This is a genomic window from Halomonas sp. I1 (genome assembly GCF_032334135.1).
Classification (GTDB): domain Bacteria; phylum Pseudomonadota; class Gammaproteobacteria; order Pseudomonadales; family Halomonadaceae; genus Halomonas.
On the sequence record NZ_JAVXUS010000014.1, the window covers coordinates 13,601 to 30,105 of the forward strand.

The following is a 16,505-nucleotide window of genomic DNA, read 5'->3' on the forward strand; positions in this document are numbered from 1 at the left end:
GCTATGCAGACATATATTTTGATTTTAGATTACAACGTACATAGACCGACAAATGACTGTCAATGGAGACACAAGGAAACCTTATTTATATCTTTATTTATCATATAGTTACTTAATAATACTCATGAGTTACGGCATTTATTATGAAAAAACAAGAGGTCCGCATAGCGGACTTATAGTCTGCAGAATTGACAAATCATGAAAAAAACTCGCAGAATCGACGAATCCGCCAACCCATGACCGGAGCGAGACTCGGTGACGACGACAGACAACCAGGAAGATCTCCAGATCGTGATGGACCCGATCAATACGACGAGCGATCAGGATCGGCAATTCGTGACGGCTCTGGCGAGGGGGCTCGAGCTTCTCCGCTGCTTCACGCCGCGCGACAGCATGCTGAGCAATCTCGACCTGGCAAGAAAGACAGGGCTTCCGCGCCCAACCGTCAGCCGACTGACTCATACTCTGGCCAGGCTGGGTTATCTACGCCCGCTGCCACGCGGAAAATACCAGTTGGATGTGGGGGTCATGTCCTTTGGCTATTCCATGATCTCCAACCTGCCGATTCGCGCCATCGCCCAACCCCTTATGGTGAATCTCGCCGATGAGGTCGAAGCCACGGTAGCCATGTCGGCTCGCGACCGACTGGACATGGTCTATCTGGATGTTGTTCAGAGCGCTTTGCGTTCCACTATCCGCCGCCAGATCGGAACACGCCTCCCCATCCACCAGAGCTCAGCGGGCCGCGCCTGTCTGGCCGCTATGCCTGCCTCGGAAGCCGATGCCCTGATGGACCACCTTCACGAGCTTCATCCCAATGCATGGCCTGACATCCGCAAGGCATTGGAACGCTCCTTTCGAGACTACGCCGATTATGGTTACTGCCTGTCGGTCGGCGAGTGGCAACGCAAGGTCAATGCCGTCGCAGTGCCCCTCCACCACCCACAGCTGGGCATCCTGGCATTCAATTGCGGCGGCCCCGAATTCCAGATATCGCGCGAAAAACTGGAAGACTCCATCGGGCCGCGACTTGTGCAGCTGGTCAATGACATCGAGACACAGATCAGCTAGGCGGAACCTCGACTTTCTCTCGACGCCAGCCTGCTATCGACACACCGCCAGAAGGAAACGTCATGATTCGTGATCAGGAAACCATGCAGATCCTGCTCGATACCATTCGCAATTTCGTCAACGAAACATTAGTACCGCGCGAGGAGGAAGTGGCCGAAAGCGACGAGATCCCCGAAGACATCGCCTTGCAGATGCGTGACCTGGGGCTCTTTGGCCTGACGATTCCCGAGGAATTTGGTGGCCTCGGTGTAACCATGGAAGAAGAGGTCAACATCGCCTTCGAGCTCGGTAGAACGTCGCCCGCCTTTCGCTCCTTCATCGGGACCAACAACGGCATCGGCTCCATCGGTATCCTGCTCGACGGTACCGATGAGCAGAAAGCTGACTACCTGCCCAAGCTTGCCAGCGGCGAAATCCTGAGTTCCTTCTGCCTAACGGAACCCGATTCCGGTTCGGATGCCGCCTCGCTGCGTACCACTGCGGTCAAGGACGGCGCTGACTACCTGATAAACGGCACCAAACGCTATATCACCAATGCCCCGCATGCTGGCATCTTCACCGTCATGGCACGCACCGCCCCCGAACTCAAGGGAGCCAAGGGCATCAGCGCCTTCATCGTAGATGCCAACTCTGCTGGCATCTCTATCGGCAAGCGCGACAAGAAAATGGGGCAGAAAGGCGCGCACACGGCTGATGTGATCTTCGACAATGTTCGGGTTCCGGCGAGCGCCCTGATAGGCGAGCGGGAAGGTGTCGGCTTCAAGACCGCCATGAAGGTACTGGACAAGGGACGCCTGCATATTGCCGCCATTGCTGTGGGGGCTGCCGAGCGTGTACTGGATGATACCCTGCGCTTCGCCATGGAACGTCAGCAGTTCGGCCAGCCCATTGCCGAATTTCAGCTTATCCAGGGCATGTTGGCGGACTCCAGAGCCGAGATTTATGCAGCACGTTGCATGGTGCTGGATGCCGCACGCAAGCGTGACGAAGGCCAGAATGTCAGCACCGAAGCATCCTGCGCCAAGATGTTCGCCACCGAGATGTGCAGCCGGGTCGCCGACCGAGGGGTGCAGATACATGGTGGTGCCGGCTATATCAGCGAGTACGCCGTCGAACGATTCTACCGAGATGTGCGCCTGTTCCGGCTTTATGAAGGCACTACCCAGATCCAGCAGGTGATCATCTCGCGCAACATGATCCGAGACGCCCAACAGTAGGCTGCCACTCCTTCCCGCCGAAGGCCCGGTGACGACCAGCATCATGGCAGTCACCGGGCCCGGGGTCGCATGCCCTACGCTTTATCTGAAAACTGACTGCGCTTGCCCACCCAGTGTTAAAAATTGACTCAAAATACTCATTTACACGGCGTAAACTCCGTCTTTTGACTCGTGACATCCCTGCCACTCGCTCTCCGAGCAGCGGAGCTGCCCAAATCGTCCATCCTGACGATTGATCGTCAATTTTTGCCTTGTGACCCACATGGATGTGGGAAATACGCTGGCCCGCCGGGAGCGGGCCTAGCCCTGACCATCGCTCGCCGACTTTTCAGACACAGCTTAGTCAGCCAGCCTCTTTCTCCATCAGCGCCAAGAGGCTCTCCAGCAACGCTCGCTCTCGCTTGTCATATGCCTCACCGCTACCTTCCGGCCATTCATGGAACCCATGCCCCTTCTTGCGCCCCAGTCGCCCCTGAGCGACGAGGTCCTCCAGTAACGAGGCAGGGGCTGTGCCACTTTCCAGGTCACGATAGAGGTAACGGGCGATGTTGAGATGAGTATCCAGGCCATTGAGATCCCGCTGTCGCAGCGGTCCATTGATGGCCAGGCGGATGCCGATGGAATATCGCACGATGTCATCCAGTGTCTCGGCGTCCACCACGTCCTGCTCCAGCAGGGCCAGGCATTCACGCATCAACGCATGCTGAAGACGATTCGCCACGAATCCCGGCACGCCTCGCTTGAGCACGGCGGGATGCTTCCCTAGATGCCGCAGCCAGTCAGCCGCCTGCTCGACACTCATGGCAGAGCTCTGATGCCCGGGCACTACCTCTACCGCGGGGATAAGGTCAGCAGGGTTGAAAAAGTGCGCACCCACGAAACGTTCCGGATGCACCAGTCCGTCAGCAAGTTCATCGATGGAAAGTCCCGACGTATTGGTCAGGATCAACGTCGCATCGCCGACATGGCGTTCTGTCTCTTTCAACACACGCTGCTTGAGTGCCAGGTCTTCGGTGACGCTTTCCAGCACCACCTCGCACGTCCCCACCTGCTCCCAGGCACTCACGAAACGAGCCTGCCCACCATGGCCGGACTCCCCCCGTAATGCCTTTCGACAACGGGCCAGGCCGTCTGGATCGATATCCAGTACCGTCACTGACATGCCACGACGGAGTATCAACCTGGCCAGGTTCACCCCCATGGTGCCGGCACCGATGACCACGACCCGATGAAACGCTTGCATGGACCTCTCCTTTGCGATTGGCGCCCTGCACCATGGCGACAAAGGTCGCATTGTTGCCGATGGCCGGGTGCGCAGAATAGACTATTTTCGAACTTAAGTTCACATGGCGTACAAAGTGGCCGAACGGCCTCATCGCGATCCAGCAACAAACCCACTCAGAAGGATTCCCCATGTCTGATTCCTGTGCCGTTGTTACCGGTGGCGCCCGCAATATCGGCCAGGCCATCGCGCTGCGCTTGCAGCATGATGGCTATCGCACCATCGTGCTCGACATCGAGGTGCCCGAAGCCGAGTCATTGCAAGCAGATGCGCGTCGTGTCGACCTCGGTGACGTCGACGCTACTCGTCAAGTGATCCAGGAGGTCGCCCAGGCCCATCCGGTGGAATGCCTGGTCAACAACGTCGGCGTGGTGCGCCCTGCCCTGCTCGACGACACTCGTGCCGAAGACTTCGATCCGCTCATGCACCTCAACGTACGCTCCGCACTGGTATGCACCCAGACCTTGCTTCCCGGCATGCGCCAGCGCGGCAAGGGGCGTGTCGTCATGAATGCCAGTCGCGTGGTGTTGGGCAAAGAGGCGCGCACCCTCTACAGCGCCACCAAGGGAGCGCTGCAATCCATGGCCCGTACCTGGGCGCTGGAGCTGGCCGCCGACGGCATCACCGTCAACTGTGTTGCGCCTGGCCCCATCGCCACCTCCGCGTTCTGGGAGAACAACCCACCGGACTCCGAGCAGGCGCGTCGTATCATCGAGAACATCCCGGTGCAGCGCATGGGGCAACCTGAAGAGGTTGCACAGGCGGTCAGCTTCTTTTGCGACTCACGCAGCGGCTTCATTACCGGGCAGACGCTGTTCGTCTGCGGTGGCGTTACCGTAGGGTAGAGCCCTGTCTCAGCTAGCCAACCGAAAGAGCAAGGCGGCCGTCGCCAGCGAGGCCGCCAGGAAAGGGCCATTCCAGCCCCGCCCCACCTGCCTCGCGGTCATGCCGGTGAAGCGCGACATGATCATCATTGCCGCCGTGAACGGCGACGACACCATGGTCAACGACCATCCCACCAGCATGGCCGCCGCCAACAACGGCAACGAAACGCCTTCCGTCCCCACCTGGACGACCATGTTGGTCAGGAAGGTCACACTGATGATCGGGTTGAGCCCGACCTGAGCCAGCACCACGATCAACAGCAATGCCGATACCGGCAACCAACCGCCAAAGGCAACCAGCAGCGTCGCCACCTCTTGCAACTGACCGGGATCGAGCAGTGCCACGCTCAGATGGCCAAGGTAGGCCCCTGATCCCAACGCCACGACCTCGTTGCCGATCCCCCCCAGCACTTCGGGTAGACGGCGTGTCAGCACGACACTGGCCCCCACCGCACCGACATGGCCAGCACCACGACACTGCCACGCCAGCCACAACCAGGCGCCCACCGGCACTCCGATCAGCACCGCCTCGGGCAGCCGTAACGTAAAGCCAGCAGCAAGTGCGAACACCAGCGACACCAGGGCCAACAGCAGCAGGCTGAAGGCCGCCAGCGGCATCAGGGAGGGGCGCTCAGCAACCATGGTGCTGGCCGCACTCGGCCGCGGTCCGGCAACCTGGTCACAGGCCCAGCCCAACAGGAACAGTATGAGCGCCGACGCCAGCACGTAGGGAAAGAGCTCTCCCCAGCTCAGCGCCTCCAGATTACCCAGGACCACCGCCACGCCGATCCCAAGCGGCGAGATCAATGGCGCCAGCGTGAAACCGCGCAGGGTTGCCACCAGCATGCGACGGCGACGTACCCGCTGTAGCCATGCACGTCCCTGCGCCGAGTCAAGGGTGTTGGCCTTGTCGATCATCGACAGGAACAGATTCAGTACACCGAAATTGAGCACGATGCCGAACAGCATGGAACCCAGCGAGAGCATCGGATATCGCCAGGTAGGTGGCTGCATGAGCAAGCTCTGGCCGCAGCGACGAATCAGCCGCGAGCGTTGAGCCGGCAGACGCAGCAGCGCCAGCGCCGTCATGAAAGCCGCCAGGAAGACGAAGCTTCCGAAGGCTTCATGCAGCACCGCCCAGGGAGAAGACAACCGCCACAGGGCAAGGCCCGATACCCCGACACAAGCCAGAGCCAGCCAACGAGCCATCGAGCTGAAACGTGGCCACCCCAGTAGAAGAAAGCCTGCCAGCCCCCACTGAGACAGGGTGGCGGCCAGTGCCGAGTCGGCCAGCACATCCACCACGGCAAGCACGGCTACACCTGCAAGCAGGTGGCTGGCCCACAGACTTGCGACAGGCACGCTCCCGGCATGTCTCATGACAGACGACCATTTCCTCTGCCAAGGCAACGAGCCGACCTGTGACCGATGCGACATGCCTTACTCGCCGCCGGGCCTTCGGCGAGCCGCCGGGATGGGGTATCCGGCGGCAACCGAACTGCTCCGAAAGAAAACCGCAGAAACGTCATATGCCCTGCTCTGGCTCTTCGGCGCCGTATTTCACCTTGTTCCGTGCAGCGAAGTAGCGATAGAAGGCCAGTAGAATGGAGCCCACCGTCAAGGCGATGAAGAACCAGGTGATCGGCCCGCGCACGAAGATTGAAAGATCGTTGGAGCCGATCAGCAGCGAGCGACGCAGGTTGTCCTCGAACATCGGTCCCAGAATGAAGCCGATCAGGAAAGGAGCAGCCGGAATACCCGTGCGATTGAACACATAACCCAAAAGGCCGAAGGCCAGCATCAGCCATACATCAAAGGTATCGTTGTTGACCGCATAAGCCCCATACACGCAAAACATCAGCACGATTGGGAAGAGAATCGCCTTTGGAATATCGGCAATCAGCGAGAAGTAACGAATCGCCACGTTACCCACCACCAACAGGATCAACGAACTGAGCATGATTCCCAGGAACAGTGCATAAATCAACGACAGGTTTTCCTGGAACATGATCGGGCCGGGTGTCAGGCCATGGACCATGAAGGCTCCAAGGATGATTGCGGTAATGACATCGCCGGGAATGCCCAGCGACAGCAACGGAATCAGAGTCGCTCCGGCCACGCCGTTATTGCCCGCTTCAGAGGCAGCCACCCCTTCTACCTCTCCCTTGCCGAAACGCTCGCGATTTGGGGAGCGACGCTTGGCGTCACTGTAGGAAATGAATGCTGCCGCGGTGGCTCCGGTTCCCGGAATGGCCCCGATAGCCACACCGATCAGGCTGCCGCGCACGATGCTCTTTAGGCTGCGCTTGAACTCGTTCATGGAGATACCGGCACCACTTGCCTTGGCCCGCAGGTGGGGCACGACCTTTTTGCGGTAGAACTCGAGTATCTCCGGAATCGCGAACAGTCCGATCAGCAAAGGAATGAACGAGATGCTGTCCATCAGGTTGTAGTTACCGAAGGTCAACCGCTGAGAGCCGAAAACCGAATCCAGCCCCACCAACGAGAGCAGGATACCAAGCAAAGCGGCAATCAAGCCCTTGACCATCGAGCCGCTGGCAAGAGAAATGATGATGGTCAGTGAAAAACAAATCAGCCAGAAAAACTCCGGTGCGCCAAAATTAAGTGCGATCTTGGCCAGGTAAGCAGCGAAGAAAATCAGCGCGATATTGGAGATCAAATCCGCCGTCACTGAGGAGTATAGCGCCATTTTCAGCGCCTTTTTCGCCCCTCCCTGCTGGGCCAGCGGATAGCCATCCAGCAAGGTGCAGGCCGATGCCGGAGAACCCGGGGTACGAATCAGGATGGCAGTAATCGAGCCACCATACATTCCCCCTTTGTAGATACCCACCAATAGCAGGATGGCCGCTACCGGCTCCATCGAGAAGGTAAAAGGCAGTGCCAGGGCCACCGCCATGGTTGCCGTCAGGCCGGGAATGGAGCCAACCGTGACACCGACCACCACACCGATGGCGATCGCCAGGAAGTTTTCCGCGGCCAGAAACAACTGCAGGACTTCGGTAACGTTTTCCATAATTCACCCGATCTTGAAAGATGGCCGTTGGTTCAGAACGACATCATCGGCAGCGGTACATTCATGACCTCGGTAAACAGCAGCGACACCCCGACCGGGAAGACAACCGCAAGGCCATAGGCCCACCAGGTACGCACCGGGTGAGCGAGGAACAGTAGCAGAGTGGCGAAGATACCGCTGAGCATCGCCCCCAACAGCTCGAACAAGCCGACATAGACCACCAGCGCCAGTACCATCAGGGCGAAACGCAGCCAGGGCCCGCGCTCGAAGCGACGCCCCCCGCCTCCGTCTCCATCTTCATCAGCAACCAGCACCCCTTGAAGGATCAGCAGCACCGAGAACACCAGCAGCAACCAACCGACAATGGTCGGTAGCCATCGCGGTGACATCATCGGGTTCTGCATAACAGCGGGCTCGCCGACATAGTGAGGGATCAAATAAAAAAGCAGCAGTAGAGCAAAACCCAGCAGCACCGCACCGGCGACCACATCCCACGGATCCTTGACCCGCGTACCACCAGTAGAATGAGACCTCGTCATCGGGGATGCCCTCTCGACGTAAAAACTCGATATGAAAACCAGCTGAGGCGAGGGTCAAAACCCTCGCCTCATTGGTCGTACTATCAACGACTTACTCCTGACGAATGCCCGCCTGCTCGGCCACTTCGTCCCAGCGGGCGACCTCATCGGCGATGAAAGCCTTGAATTCCTCGCCAGAGACAGTGCCCGGCTTGGCGCCCAATTGTTCAACAAACCCCAGAAACTCCTTGCGTTCCATCACCTCCTGCAGCGCCTCCTGCATCGTTTCGGTCGCTTCCTCAGGGAAAGACTCATGGGCAATCAGGCCGAACCAGGCAGTCGTCACGAACTGATCGAGGTTGTACTCGCCGATCTCATTGAGGGTAGGCACATCAGGTAGGTACTCGGAGCGCTCGGCAGAAGTCACGGCCAGCGCGTTCAAGTCGCCGGACTGAATGTGGGAGAACACGGTGGGCATGTTCTCGAAAGAGACATCCACGTCACCTCCCAGCAGAGCCGGCAAGGCCGCACCACTGCCGGCGAAGGGCACCGCGGTCATATTGGTCTTGGTCAGCGTCTTGAACAACTCGCCGGACATGTGAATGGAGCTACCCACGCCACTGTGGCTGAAGGTCATGTTCTGCTCCTGCGCCGCTTCAATGAACTCCAGCGCACTGTCGTAAGGGCTGTCTGCCGGCACCACCATCACATTGGGAATATCGACCATGTTCTGGATGAACACGAAGTCCTCCACCGGATCGTAGGCGAGGTTGGGGTAAATAGCGGCACCAATGGTGTGGCCAGGCGAGGCCATCAGGATGGTGTGATCGGCATCGCGACCACCGCGAGCCAAGCGGCCTGTTGCCACAGTGGAGCCTGCACCCGGGCGGTTTTCCACTACCACATTGGTATCGAGTTCTTCCTGCAACAAGTCCGCCACACGGCGCGACAGCACATCGGTGGTGCCGCCCGGCGCATAAGGCACCACAAGGCGCACATCGTCGGAAGGCCACGCTTCCTGAGCGTGGGCAGTGGATACAGAAAGCGACAGCGCGATGGCACTACCGCAAGTAGCAGTACAAAGGATGCTGAGCAGCTTTTTCATGTTCGACTCCTCGGATGGTGAAGGTTGCCCGCCTTTTGTTCGCTTAACGAACAACAATTCGCAATTCACACACGAAGACTACTGCGATCCGTCCGAGGCCAGAAACCCGACTTTAGTTTATATCCCCCGGGAACGAGAAAGAGGCAAGAAGAGAGCCACTGTCGGTCAGGCGGCTTAAAGCCATCTCCACATCGAAGGCGATGGCTCATGCCAGGCACACCGATGGGGCAGCAGTGATGGATGCTGGCGGCACAAGCGCTGGAGCTCGCTTTGGTACTCCAGACCGCCCCAGGGCGCGAACATCGACAACCAGAACAACGAACCCCGCCAAAAGCGGGGTTCATCAACAACTCAGTGCCTTTCAGGCGTCACCGTCCCGGATCGATGAGGGATGTCGACAAAGCGGGGAAACGTGAATTTCCATGTAAGGGAATAGAGGCAGGTTCGCGACCAGGTCCTGCAACTCCTCATTATCCTTCACATCAAAGATGCTGACGTTGGCATAGCTCCCGGCGATGCGCCACAGGTGCCGCCATTTGCCTTCTCGCTGTAGCGCCTGAGAGTACGCCTTCTCTTCGGCCTTTATCCGTGCGGCGTCCTCTGCCGGCATATCGGGCGGCAAATTCACCTTCATCGTCACGTGGAAGAGCATCTCGACTCCTTATCAGTCATTGAGGGTATTGCGCCTATCCAGATAAGCCTGACGCCAACGGCTGATATCGACTCGCTCGAACAGCCCGGCTCGATAGAACGGATCAGCCTCGATGAAGTCTCTTGCCTCTTGGCGGCTCTCCACGGCAACGAGATAGATACCGCCATGCGCCCTCTTTCCATCGTCGCTGAGCTTGGCGCCACAAGCGATCAGCCGTTCGACTCGACTGTCCAGATAGGCCAGGTGCTCGTCTCGCGTGGCGAGCCTGAGCTCATGGTGTCCATGCTTGTCATGGGTTTCGATCAGAAAAGGCATTGCATCGACTCTTGCGGTAGTTGAGATGCACCGGTCCGAACCCTCGGGACCGGTGCTGGGCGTCAATACGGCAACTTGCGTCAGGCCGCCATGTGGCCCCATATCAGGATTGCTCCTCCAAAGATCAGGCCCAGATACATCAGAATCAGCACCATGTAGCCCATGACATCACGTAGCTTCAGACCGGAAATGGCCAGCACCGGCAGGATCCAGAACGGCTGAACCATATTGGTCCACTGGTCGCCAATCTGCACCGCCACGGCAGTCGCTGCCTGGGAGGCGCCGATAGCATTGGCTGCTTCGACCATTACCGGACCTTGCACCGCCCACTGACCACCACCGGAAGGCGCCAGCAGATTAATGATGCCACCGCTGATAAACGACCAGATAGGCATGGTTTGCGGTGTGGAGATATCCACGAAGGCATTGGCGAAGGTCACGATCAGGCCGGACCCCACCAGGATTCCCATGATGCCCGCATAGAATGGATACTGAATGATAATCCCCGACACAACTCTCACACCATCCTGTAATGCAGCCAGGTAATTTGCCGGGGAAGCAAACAGCAATATGCCGAAGAACAGGAAGGCAAAGTTGACGGTATTGAGGTTCAGCGAACCACCATCCGCAAAATAAAGCCCCAGATAGACAAGCGACAGCATTCCGATAGCGATGCCTACCACACGGCTATGGTTGAGGCGCTCGGCGAGGGGAATCTTGCCCTCTTGATCGCTCTGCGGCTTGGGTGGTGCTGGCTTGGCGACCGTGGCCGGGTCGATCTCGACAATCCCGGATGGATCCTTGGGATGCAACCAGGCATTGAAGAAAGGCAACGTGACAATGACCAGCAGGCTAGTCGTCAACAGGATAGGCGAGAAGATGGTCTCGCCCAGCGGAATGATGCCGACCTGCTCCTGTAGAAAGTGCCCCTCGGTTGCCAGCAACAGCGGCACGCTTCCCGAAAGGCCGATACCATAGAGCGCGAACCCTGAGTAGGCAGCGGCAATCACCAGCGGATAATGCAACCCTTTGACGTTGACGGCCAGCTTTTGGGCAACGATCCCTCCGATGACAAGCCCAAAACCCCAGTTGAGCCAACTGCCGATGCCACCCACCAGAGTGGCAACGACCACTGCAGCGAACGGTGTTTTTACCAGGCTGGCGATGCGGTTCAAGGCACCATCCACCAGGGGAGTCTTGGCCAGCATATAACCAGCCAGCAGGATCACCGTCATCTGCATGCTGAAGGCCAGCAGACTCCAGAAGCCATCGCCCCAGTAGCGAGTGGCATCGAGAGGCGAGGTTCCCTCCATCACGACGGCCAGGAGGATGGTGAAAAGCGTCAGAATGATGGCAATGACCAGTGGGTCGGGCATGTAGCGACTGACCAGCCGCGTAAAGAAGTTCGCAAGCCCATTCATGAACAACTCCGGTGGTAAAGTTTTTATTGATGACTTTGTACGCAATACGTACATTAGTTCGTCTTAAGAACTACGATTAGGCAACTACCAAACTCATCAAACAATGCGACATTCGTCGTAACCGATGCGCTGGGCGGCCACCCAAAATGCCTGTATGACTGGATTATCGTCTCCAGGGCCGCTCGCCAGGACACTGATGTCGCCGAAAACCATAACCAACCAGCATGACGACAGGAGGCAAGATGCAGAGGTGGAAGCAACGTCCGGAAGGCTCGAACTGGGGGGACTATGGCGATGATGACCAGCTTGGCCGCGTCAATCTGATTCGCCAACCTCAGGTTCTCAAGGGTATGCACGAAGTGAAGGTCGGCGAGACATTCTGTCTCTCGCTTCCCTTGGACCTGCCGGGGGGTAACGTACTCAACCCGCGCCGCTACCCTCCGGCACTGTCACCTACGTCATTGGGCAACGATCACTATCTGAACTTTCCGCTGGCCAACGTGCACCCCTTATGGGAAGACGTGATCAGCGACGACCAAGTCACCCTTTCGCTGCAGTATTCCACTCAATGGGACTCATTGGCTCATGTGGGCGCCCTGTTCGACGCGGACGGTGATGGCAAGACAGAACGCAGATACTACAACGGCTATCGCGCCGTGGCCGATATTCAGCATGACAACAAGGAAGAACGGCACAATCGCTCCCGGGCTGAACGGCTCGGCATCGAAAACATGGCCCGGCATGGTATGCAGGGACGTGGCGTGCTGGTCGACCTGGCTCGAGTATTCGGCACAGGCAGGACTCTCATCGACCTGGACGCATGGCAATTCGCCTTACGCGAACTGGACGTGACACTGGAGCCCGGCGACATGCTGGTGATTCGTACCGGATTCGCCGAAGCACTGGTGGAGATGGAAGGAACACCGGACGCAGCAAGCTTGCGCCAGACCGGTGCCGTGCTGGATGGCCGCGACCCCGGGCTGCTCGAGTGGATAACGGACAGCGGGGTTGCCACCATCTGTGCCGACAACTATGCCGTGGAAAACATCGATGACGAGTCGGCTGAAGCATGCTGCCTGAAGCTGCCACTGCACCACCATTGCCTATTCAAGCTGGGATTGCCTCTGGCGGAGTTGTGGTATCTACGAGAACTTTCCGACTGGCTATACCGACATGCACGCAACCGTTTCCTGCTGACCGCACCACCACTGCACCTACCCGGCGCCATTGGTTCTCCAGTCACTCCAATCGCCACCGTGTAATCGGCATGACAGCCGATGAATCAGCAGGGACGCCGGACTCGAGTCCGTCAAACTTGCGCTGCCCCGACTCTGCCGGGGCAGCGCGGTAGTATTGATCGCCCGAGAATCGTCATCATGGATGACGGCGTAGATCACGCCTTGTGGGTCCCGATCTCGAAACCGGTCAGCACATTGACGACATTGCGGCCGATTTCCTCCACCGCGTATCCCCCTTCGAGCAGGAAGGTCGTCGGCAGCCCGAGACCCGACAGGCGGCGACCGACCTCGGTGAAGTCGTCGCTGGTCAGCTTGAACTCACTGATCGGGTCATCCTCGAAGGCGTCCACGCCGAGCGACACGACGAGCAGTTCACAGCCGGCGGCGCGAATACGTTCCAGGGCATCGTCCAGTGCCCTTGTCCAGGCCGCAAAGTCGGTACCCGGCGGCAGCGGATAGTTGGCATTGAAGCCCTCGCCCTTTCCGCGACCGACCTCCTCGGCATGACCGAGAAAATACGGGAAGCATTGGCGCGGATCACCATGCAGCGACAAGAACAATACATCGTCGCGTTCATAGAAGATCTGTTGGGTGCCATTGCCATGGTGGAAGTCGACATCCAGCACCGCCACCCGGCCGAGCCCGTGATCCAGCGCGTACTGGGCGGCCACCGCGGCGTTGTTGAAGAAGCAGTATCCGCCGAACTGGTCGGTGGCGGCATGATGACCCGGCGGGCGGCACAGGCCGAAGCTCGGCTCGCCGGTGGTCAGACTGTGACGTACCGCGGAAAGGGCGATGTCTTTGCTCGCCTGAGCGGCTTCAAAGGTGCCTTCGCAGATCGAGGTATCCGCCGAGAGCGCATAGTGGCCGAGCCGCCCATCGAGGTGGTCGGGAATGACATCGCCCGGCATGGTTCGTGTCGGCCAGATCCAGGCGATCGCCTCGCCCTGGCGCCCCAGGGCTCGCCACTCCTCCCAGCATCCAGCGAGGAAGTTCACATAGTCACGGTCATGAATGGCGAGTACGGGGTCGAGCCCGAAATCATCGGGCTCGCATACCTCGCCGAGCGCGCTTTCCTGCACACACTTCAATACCAGATCGACCCGCTCGGGGCACTCGTATGGCGTCACCAGAACGCCACCATCCAGCTCGGTGCGGGCTCGGCGTTGCTGGGTGGCAGCACTGTGAAAGGTCAACATCGGCGTCAGGTCCTTGGGCATCTCGAGAAAGCCTGACAGGATATCGCCGGGTCATGCATCCTGGAACAGGCATTTCAGGCAGCTACCGCCTGCTGCTCCAGCTCGCGCTTGAGCGAATCATCAAGCCCCAGCGCAGATGCCAGCTGGTCGAGCCAGGCACGCTCCATGGGGTTGTCGTCGTCGATCACCGCGACACTGACCAGATACATCTCCCGAGCCGCCTGGGGAGAGTCCGCCTGACGGGCCAGGGCCAGCGCATCGAGCGGCGCCTTGAGCTGGCGTTCCACCCAGTCATGCAACTCGTCATCGGCGCCCATCTCGTCGATCTGCTCGGCAAGCAGGGCGCGTTCTCGTTCATCGACATGGCCATCGGCGCGGGCCGCCATGATCATCGCCTGGAGCAATTCGAGGCTACGCTGCTCCTGCTGGTTGCCCTCGAGGTGATCCATGGGCCGACCCTCTCGCGCCTCTTCGCCCTCGGCACTGCTGCCGGTAGTACCTCGGGAATTCTGCCAGGCCTTCCAGGCCAGCATGCCGACACCGGCGATGGCGCCATACTTGAGCGCCTTGCCGCCCATCTTGCGTCCACGCTTGGAGCCGACCAGCATGCCCAGGACGCCCCCGCCCAGCAGCTGTTTCGGATCCAGGCCGCCCTTCTGACCGCTGCTCTGGCCACTGCCGCCACCCAACTGGGACGACAGGCTATCGACCATGCCCTTGAGGTCCGTACCGCCCGCCCCGGAACCGCTGCTGCCGGCTTGTTTCATCAACTGATCGAGAATGCGCTTGGCGTTCATCCTGGTCTCCTTGTCGCGTTCGCCACTGCCTTGGATGATCGATTCGACACTTCGTTTCATCAAGCGAGCAATAGGCGAGCGGCGATTGCCATCGAGAATACGCGGTGACGCGCTGACGACAAGGAGATAATAAGAAGAGAGGAGAAACGAGCGGAAGGAGAACCAGCATCGGGCCATCGAAACACAGGGCCGAAATGGAGGCGGCCCCGACAGCCACATCCCGGCACACGCGTCCATCACTACCGTTGCTCCCTTCCGGGCCTGGCGGGGTTTGCGATCTAGCGTTGCGGGAGGACCGACGGGGCCACCACAGACGACATATTTTGATGCCGAGCTCGACGAGCGATCAAGTGCTTATCGAGCGGCGCGCACTATAACAAGCGTGGTGGCCCCGAGCAAGCCTCGACGACCGAGCGGGATAGCGTTGACGCCGAGTACGCCCGGCCACCATGGAACTCGGCTATGCTGAACAGCATGAGCGTGCGGTCAACCAAGCACCGGCACGTCATCGTTTACCCTGAGGAGGTATCTATGCAGAAGGATCCCGACAAGGGTTACATCGCCCTGCTGGGCTGGAGCCTGAATGCCATCGAGGCCGCCGAGAACTTCGACCGCCGCTATGTGGTCGTGGCGCCGGACTGGGCAGAGGAGTATTGCCAGAAGCACGACCTCCCCTATGTTTCCTGGAATTTCGAGCGCCTGAACGACCGTTCCATGGAAATCGCCGAGACCCTCAAGGACATGGGCGTCGACGTCGCCATCCCGTTGTACGAGGAGACAGTGGAATGGGCGGGCGCCATCAACTCGGTGCTGCTCGACAATCCACGGCTCTACGGCCAGTCGCTGTTGCTGCGCGACAAGGCGCTGATGAAGCGACGCGCGCAGCTCGGCGGCATCCGCGTCGGCATCTTCGAGGAAGCCCACGACAAGGACGACGTCATCCGCTTTCTCAAGCGCGTCAACCAGACACTGCTCAAGCTCGACGGCGACCCCAACGACCCCATCCATCTCAAGGCCTTCGACAAGGCCGGCTGCCTGGGCCACCGGGTCATCCGCACGCCCGACGAGGTCGACACCATTCCGGACGAGGAGTTTCCGGTGCTGATGGAGTCCCACCTGGACGGCTGGGAATTCGCCGTCGAGGCCTGGATTCACGACGGCAAGATCGCCTTTCTCAATATCTCCGAGTACGTGACCCTGGGCTATTCGGTATTCGTGCCCGCCTCTCCCGAACTCGAGCGCTACCGCCCACAGATCACCGCCCAGATCGAGAAGCTGATCAAGACCTTCGACATCGAGTTCGGCCTGATCCACCCGGAATACTTCGTCACCAGTGACGGCGAAATGTACTTCGGCGAGGTCGCCTATCGGCCGCCCGGCTTCAAGGTCTTCGAGTTACTCGAGCGCGTCTACGGCTTCAATGCCTATCAAGCCAGCATGCTGGTCTTCGATCCCCGTACCACGCCCGAGGATGTTGCCGCCTTCTTTCCGAAGGAAGTCGTCGACGCCGATGGCTACGCCGGGTGCTTCGGCGTCTACCCTCGCCTGCGGGTCGTCAGTCGTCTGGAAATTCCCGAGGAAGTGGAAGACCACCCCTACTTCGAGTCTCACGAACTCACGCCCCCCTTGCAGGAAACCGTCACTAAACGTACCGCCTTCGGTACTCACTGGGGCCTGACCTACTTCAAGGGCGACGACCCCCATCGCCTGCGTGACCTGCTCAAGTCGCTGGAAGAACTTGATTTCTATGTCTGAACGGGGCGTCATGACGA

15 protein-coding genes and 1 other RNA gene are annotated in these 16,505 nt (G+C 59.3%); 5 read left to right on the forward strand and 11 right to left on the reverse strand.

Annotated elements, in window-relative coordinates:
• Positions 1-255: 255 nt before the first annotated feature.
• Together RSO41_RS13805 and RSO41_RS13810 are read left to right on the forward strand one after the other, a co-directional pair.
• A complete protein-coding gene (locus tag RSO41_RS13805; protein WP_315619726.1) occupies positions 256-1,071 on the forward strand; it encodes an IclR family transcriptional regulator in 816 nt (271 codons plus the stop codon).
• Between the two features lie 62 nt (positions 1,072-1,133).
• On the forward strand, positions 1,134-2,288 hold the full coding sequence (locus RSO41_RS13810; RefSeq protein WP_315619727.1) for an acyl-CoA dehydrogenase family protein: 1,155 nt from the start codon (positions 1,134-1,136) through the stop codon (positions 2,286-2,288).
• Positions 2,289-2,631: 343 nt separating this feature from the next.
• On the opposite strand, the gene RSO41_RS13815 is transcribed toward RSO41_RS13810, so the two are convergent.
• Entirely contained in the window at positions 2,632-3,531 is a 900-nt protein-coding gene (locus tag RSO41_RS13815) for a 3-hydroxyacyl-CoA dehydrogenase NAD-binding domain-containing protein (RefSeq protein WP_315619728.1), read from the reverse strand.
• A gap of 170 nt (positions 3,532-3,701) precedes the next feature.
• Here RSO41_RS13815 and RSO41_RS13820 point away from each other — a divergent pair, with 170 nt between their 5' ends.
• Positions 3,702-4,415 (forward strand): SDR family NAD(P)-dependent oxidoreductase, encoded by a 714-nt coding sequence (locus RSO41_RS13820; protein WP_315619729.1) that lies wholly within the window; start codon positions 3,702-3,704, stop codon positions 4,413-4,415.
• A 9-nt stretch (positions 4,416-4,424) separates the two neighbouring features.
• Here RSO41_RS13820 and RSO41_RS13825 read toward each other — a convergent pair whose 3' ends face one another.
• The 7 genes from RSO41_RS13825 to RSO41_RS13855 form a co-directional block, all read right to left on the reverse strand.
• Entirely contained in the window at positions 4,425-5,816 is a 1,392-nt protein-coding gene (locus RSO41_RS13825) for a hypothetical protein (protein WP_315619730.1), read from the reverse strand.
• Between the two features lie 163 nt (positions 5,817-5,979).
• Positions 5,980-7,488, reverse strand: coding sequence for a tripartite tricarboxylate transporter permease (locus RSO41_RS13830; protein ID WP_315619731.1), 1,509 nt, complete (start codon positions 7,486-7,488; stop codon positions 5,980-5,982).
• Between the two features lie 32 nt (positions 7,489-7,520).
• Positions 7,521-8,027, reverse strand: a complete 507-nt coding sequence (locus tag RSO41_RS13835; protein WP_315619732.1) for a tripartite tricarboxylate transporter TctB family protein — start codon at positions 8,025-8,027, stop codon at positions 7,521-7,523.
• 91 nt (positions 8,028-8,118) lie between these two features.
• Positions 8,119-9,111 carry a tripartite tricarboxylate transporter substrate binding protein gene (locus RSO41_RS13840; RefSeq protein ID WP_315619733.1) on the reverse strand — a complete coding sequence of 331 codons (993 nt, stop codon included), beginning with the start codon at positions 9,109-9,111 and terminating at the stop codon, positions 8,119-8,121.
• A 361-nt stretch (positions 9,112-9,472) separates the two neighbouring features.
• Positions 9,473-9,763 (reverse strand): muconolactone Delta-isomerase, encoded by a 291-nt coding sequence (gene catC, locus RSO41_RS13845; protein ID WP_315619734.1) that lies wholly within the window; start codon positions 9,761-9,763, stop codon positions 9,473-9,475.
• Positions 9,764-9,775: 12 nt separating this feature from the next.
• A complete protein-coding gene (locus RSO41_RS13850) occupies positions 9,776-10,078 on the reverse strand; it encodes a YciI family protein (RefSeq protein WP_315619735.1) in 303 nt (100 codons plus the stop codon).
• An 80-nt stretch (positions 10,079-10,158) separates the two neighbouring features.
• Positions 10,159-11,499 carry a short-chain fatty acid transporter gene (locus tag RSO41_RS13855; protein ID WP_315619736.1) on the reverse strand — a complete coding sequence of 447 codons (1,341 nt, stop codon included), beginning with the start codon at positions 11,497-11,499 and terminating at the stop codon, positions 10,159-10,161.
• A gap of 242 nt (positions 11,500-11,741) precedes the next feature.
• Between RSO41_RS13855 and RSO41_RS13860 the strand changes: the two genes are divergently transcribed.
• Complete coding sequence (locus RSO41_RS13860; RefSeq protein ID WP_315619737.1) at positions 11,742-12,761, forward strand: cyclase family protein; 1,020 nt, start codon at positions 11,742-11,744, stop codon at positions 12,759-12,761.
• Positions 12,762-12,892: 131 nt separating this feature from the next.
• On the opposite strand, the gene RSO41_RS13865 is transcribed toward RSO41_RS13860, so the two are convergent.
• The 3 genes from RSO41_RS13865 to ffs all read right to left on the reverse strand — a co-directional run bounded on the left by RSO41_RS13865 (position 12,893) and on the right by ffs (position 15,034).
• Positions 12,893-13,936: a histone deacetylase family protein gene (locus RSO41_RS13865; protein ID WP_315619806.1), complete on the reverse strand. Its 1,044-nt coding sequence runs from the start codon at positions 13,934-13,936 to the stop codon at positions 12,893-12,895.
• 74 nt (positions 13,937-14,010) lie between these two features.
• A complete protein-coding gene (locus tag RSO41_RS13870; protein ID WP_315619738.1) occupies positions 14,011-14,733 on the reverse strand; it encodes a tellurite resistance TerB family protein in 723 nt (240 codons plus the stop codon).
• Positions 14,734-14,937: 204 nt separating this feature from the next.
• Positions 14,938-15,034: signal recognition particle sRNA small type (ffs, locus tag RSO41_RS13875), an RNA gene on the reverse strand.
• Positions 15,035-15,264: 230 nt separating this feature from the next.
• Here ffs and RSO41_RS13880 point away from each other — a divergent pair.
• On the forward strand, positions 15,265-16,488 hold the full coding sequence (locus tag RSO41_RS13880) for a carboxylate--amine ligase (protein ID WP_315619739.1): 1,224 nt from the start codon (positions 15,265-15,267) through the stop codon (positions 16,486-16,488).
• The last annotated feature ends 17 nt before the right edge of the window (positions 16,489-16,505 follow it).